6 protein-coding genes are annotated in these 3,722 nt (G+C 64.5%); 4 read left to right on the top strand and 2 right to left on the bottom strand.

Annotation, left to right across the window (positions count from 1 at the left end):
- Positions 1-3: 3 nt before the first annotated feature.
- Positions 4-1,137, bottom strand: coding sequence for a tyrosine-type recombinase/integrase (locus B4E30_RS14435; RefSeq protein WP_286795804.1), 1,134 nt, complete (start codon positions 1,135-1,137; stop codon positions 4-6).
- The gene (locus B4E30_RS14430; protein WP_286795803.1) at positions 1,130-1,846 is read right to left on the bottom strand and encodes a hypothetical protein; all 717 of its coding nucleotides are present in this window, start codon (positions 1,844-1,846) and stop codon (positions 1,130-1,132) included. The genes B4E30_RS14435 and B4E30_RS14430 overlap by 8 nt, the downstream gene beginning before the upstream one ends.
- Between B4E30_RS14430 and B4E30_RS14425 the strand changes: the two genes are divergently transcribed.
- The 4 genes from B4E30_RS14425 to B4E30_RS14410 are packed head-to-tail and all read left to right on the top strand — an operon-like array spanning position 1,846 to position 3,696.
- Positions 1,846-2,097 carry a helix-turn-helix transcriptional regulator gene (locus B4E30_RS14425; RefSeq protein WP_286795801.1) on the top strand — a complete coding sequence of 84 codons (252 nt, stop codon included), beginning with the start codon at positions 1,846-1,848 and terminating at the stop codon, positions 2,095-2,097. The two genes, B4E30_RS14430 and B4E30_RS14425, sit on opposite strands and share 1 nt — an antisense overlap.
- Positions 2,094-2,357, top strand: a complete 264-nt coding sequence (locus B4E30_RS14420) for a glutaredoxin family protein (protein WP_286795800.1) — start codon at positions 2,094-2,096, stop codon at positions 2,355-2,357. Before B4E30_RS14425 ends, B4E30_RS14420 begins: the two co-directional genes overlap by 4 nt.
- A gap of 2 nt (positions 2,358-2,359) precedes the next feature.
- Positions 2,360-3,418: a hypothetical protein gene (locus tag B4E30_RS14415; RefSeq protein WP_286795798.1), complete on the top strand. Its 1,059-nt coding sequence runs from the start codon at positions 2,360-2,362 to the stop codon at positions 3,416-3,418.
- The gene (locus B4E30_RS14410; RefSeq protein WP_286795796.1) at positions 3,415-3,696 is read left to right on the top strand and encodes a hypothetical protein; all 282 of its coding nucleotides are present in this window, start codon (positions 3,415-3,417) and stop codon (positions 3,694-3,696) included. Before B4E30_RS14415 ends, B4E30_RS14410 begins: the two co-directional genes overlap by 4 nt.
- Positions 3,697-3,722 lie beyond the last annotated feature (26 nt).

Raw genomic sequence — 3,722 nt, 5'->3', positions numbered from 1 at the left:
GGCTTAGCTGTTAGATGTGGCGTCGGAGTCGGTGAACAGCGAAGCGACGCCGGCTCGGCCGGCGGCGGTGTCGAGGGCTTCCGAGACTGAGTCGAGGTCGCTGTCAAAGAGGTCTGAGTAGACGTCGAGTGTCATGGCGGCAGACGTGTGCCCGAGCATTCGTTGGACGGTCTTGACGTTTGCGCCGGCCTGCACGGCGAGGGATGCGGCCGTGTGGCGTAGGTCGTGCGTTGTCATGGTCGGCAGCTCGGCCTTCGTAAGTGCGGTCTTGAACCAGGACTTGGAGCCTTCGTCCGAACGAGTGCGGCGCATGAATTGCCCGTCTTTGCCCGGGAAGATCAGCGCATCCCGGGGCCGGTCCTGCAGGGCGCCTCGGAGTTCCTCGACGAGGAAGCGGGGGATCGGTACGAGGCGACCCTTGTGTGACTTAGGTGTGCCCTCGTGAATCTTGCCGTGTACTTCGACGGCGTTCGCGGTGATGTGTAGCCGGCCGCGTGCGAGGTCCAGGTCGCGCACGCGCAAGGCTGTGGCCTCGCCCCAGCGGATACCGGTGTAAGCGAGCACGAGGACCAGGAGCTTCCGCTCGCCGGAGGCCTGGGCGAGTCGGATGACCTCTTGATGGGTCAGGTATCCGTGACGGCCTCGGCTCTTCTTCGGCAGACCGACGCGCCCCATGCGTGCAGGGTTGCTGGGTATCCGGCCATCGAAGACTGCGTCATCAAGGATGCTGGCGAGCACCCCGAACGTTCGGATCGTCACCGTGGCGCCGGTTTCGCTGGACAGTCTGGCCACCCAGGCACGCACGTCGGTGTGGCGGATGTCTCCCACCTCCCAGCGCCCCCAGGTTGGCTGGACTCGCAGGCGCCAAGCTGTCATCACCGGCGCGAAGGACGAGGGTTTCATCGAGTGCTGTTTTGCCTCCAGCCACGTCTCGCCAAGAGCATCGACGGTCACCTTTGCGACCTTGGGGTCGACGTAGGCGCCCCTGGCGCGCGAGGATTCGACTTCGGCGAGCCAGCGTTCAGCGTCGCGTTTGCGTTCGAACCCGCGCCTACCGCCCTTGGTGCCGTCGGGTTTCAGGTAGCGCACTTCGTAGCGTCTGCCGGCCGCGCTTTGATAGGGCCTGACGTTACCCACCCGCCGGTCGACCGGCGTGGTATTTCATACCCTCGAGACGGCCCGCTTTGCGGGCGTCGATGATCCATTGCGATGCGGTGCGGTGGGGGATGCCGAGCTCTTGCTGCAGCAGCTTCGCTGGAGGAAGCCCAGCGAGCGCGGCGCTACCGTAGAGCAGCTCGACGACTTCCATGCGAGCTTCGCCGGCGCCACGCTTGACGACCTCAGCGGCGAGCATCGGAGGCAGGATGCGCCCGCCAGATGTTGTCAGCTGATCCACGCTGAGCCATGTCGCGTTCGGATCGTCCTCATCCTCGAGCGTGAGGAAGATGCATCGCGGTGCTGCCATCTGCACGATCGCCTGCATCCCGACCTTCGCGACGGTGGGGTAATTCACCTCAACGTCTTCGCGAATCGCCGTGTTCGTCACGACCTTGATGACGTACCGCCCTTCGCCACGAACGTAGCGGGCGGTGAGCGTCGTCTTCACGCCGAGCGCGGCATCGGTAGCCGTCGCGACAAATGCGGGAGCTATGCGCAGTGCGGACCCGACCGGCTCTGTGGCTGCATCCCAGGTGAGCTCCTGGCCATCGAGTGTCTTCACGTCGACCTTCACCTCCCTAGTTTGTCTAACCGCACGGCGCTTTCGCATTAACCTCTTGTGCAGAGTAGCAGATAGTGCTTCACTCAGCGTAAACCAGTTGGTACATACGCAAGTGGAGGTGGGCAATGTTCAAAGTCCTTCAGATCGAGTGCGACGATCCAGAGCACACGTTCCTCACGCAGCACGAGTTGGCCGAGAACCTCGGCTTCCCGTTGAGCCGGCTCACGGGCTGGCGCAAGAACGGCGGCGGCCCGAAATTCACCAAGTTCGGCAAGTCAGTGGCATACAAGGTGTCCGAGGTGAACGCGTGGATCGACGAGCACACTCATGAGCGCATCGGCGATCGCGCCGTCCGCGCCGCGCGGAGGCTGCGGTGATCCGGCTCGTTGTCTATACGGCAGGTGACGACTGCATGCAGTGTCGTCTTACGAAGCAGATGTTGGATGCTGCCGGCCTCGCGTTCCACGAGGTCAACCTCGCTGAGCCGTCCAACGCAGCGGCTCACGCATTCGTCACCAGAGACCTCGGCTACCTGTCCGTCCCCATCCTCGTCGTCGACGAAGGTCGTCATTGGGTGGGGTTTCGGCCTGACCTGATTAGCGATCTTGCTTGTCGGCTGAACGAAGCGGAGAGCTAGTCATGGATGGCGAAGCTCAAGGTGCCTCGAGCGAGAAGGCGCGCACCGAGAGTGAGCGCCTTGAGCGAAGGCGCGAGTCGAGACGGCGCTATCGCGAGCGTCATGCCGACGAGCTGCGCGAGCAGAGCCGGCAATGGAAGGCCTCGCATCCCGAGAAGGTGAGGGAGCACCGGGTGCGATATCGCGCAGCGCACCTCGAGCAGATACGCGCATCCAATCGCGAGAGCGCGCGCGTCAAACGTGCTCAGGATCGGAAGTCTGCCACCTCGGCGAAGCGTCGGCGCGCGAAGGGGCGTGAGCGATACGCCGCCGATCCCGAGGCGCACCGTGAATACCAGCGGGAGCGTCGTGCTGCGCAGCGCGCGGCAGATCCGGAGGGCTATCGTGAGGCGAAGAAGCAGCGCACCAAGCGTTGGCGCGACAGCCATCGTGACGAGCAGAACGCCAAGCTTCGTGCGAAGCACCGCGACAACCCCGAGGTAAAGCGCGCCGCCGCAGAGCGGTACTACGCTGAGCACGGCGACGAGGTGCGTGAGCGCCGTCGTGCGTACTACTGGGCCAACCGTGAAAAGCAACTCGAGACGCAACGCCGATGGCGTGCGAGAGAGAAGCGTCGGCGCGAGGCGGGCCTCCCGCCACGGAGGCTGCACCGCGTTACGGCCGCCGAACGTTCCGCGAATGCGAAAGAAGCCGAAGAATTCTTTTCTCGCGCACGCACTCGTGAAGAGGTGAAGCAGATGCGGCGCGGGCCCAGAACAAGCGCCGTCGAGCTTGCGCAGTGGAACCGGGCAAGCATGCGCGCCCGTCTGGCTTCGGCGATCTCCGCCGACTCTGAGGCCGTGAAGCCTGTCGCGGCAAGCGAGGGACGCCGCGAGAGTGAGAACCTGACGGCACGACGCCTCAAGGCGAAGGTTGCGGCAGCCGAAGAGGAACGGATGGACGCCATCGCCCGCGAGATCAACGACAGACTTCGGAAAACGCCTCGCCGCGCGCAAGTCCATCGACCGGGATATGCGCCAACCCCCGCACCACCGACAACGTCCGAAGGACTATCGCTATGAACGACAACTCCCAAGCGCGCCCCGCGCTGAACCGGTCAGATGTCGAGGCGGCGCTCGCCCGAATCGCGGTCGCCACATTCATGTACTACCCCGAGAAGGCAACCGAGGAGCCCGGCTACCTCGTGGATGAAGATGTCGACTGGGCCATGGGACCGCTCCGGGCGATGGATGCTGACGAGTTCGAGCGCTGGCGAGCGCGCGTGAGTGCGGTGATCTCCGATGCTTCTCGCGACCGTCGAGCGTTCCTCGCCGACCTCATGTCGCTCGCGGAAGATTAGGACGGGCAACCCTCCGAACGCGGAGA

The sequence above is a fragment of the Microbacterium sp. UBA3394 genome (genome assembly GCF_002358725.1).
Taxonomy (GTDB): Bacteria; Actinomycetota; Actinomycetes; order Actinomycetales; family Microbacteriaceae; genus Microbacterium; species Microbacterium luteum.
This window is presented reverse-complemented; position numbering and strand designations above follow the sequence as displayed.

Coding starts and splice junctions, on each gene's coding strand:
- B4E30_RS14425 (WP_286795801.1), top strand. CDS start 1,846: ATGTTCAAAGTCCTTCAGATCGAGTGCGACGATCCAGAGCACACGTTC.
- B4E30_RS14415 (WP_286795798.1), top strand. CDS start 2,360: ATGGATGGCGAAGCTCAAGGTGCCTCGAGCGAGAAGGCGCGCACCGAG.
- B4E30_RS14410 (WP_286795796.1), top strand. CDS start 3,415: ATGAACGACAACTCCCAAGCGCGCCCCGCGCTGAACCGGTCAGATGTC.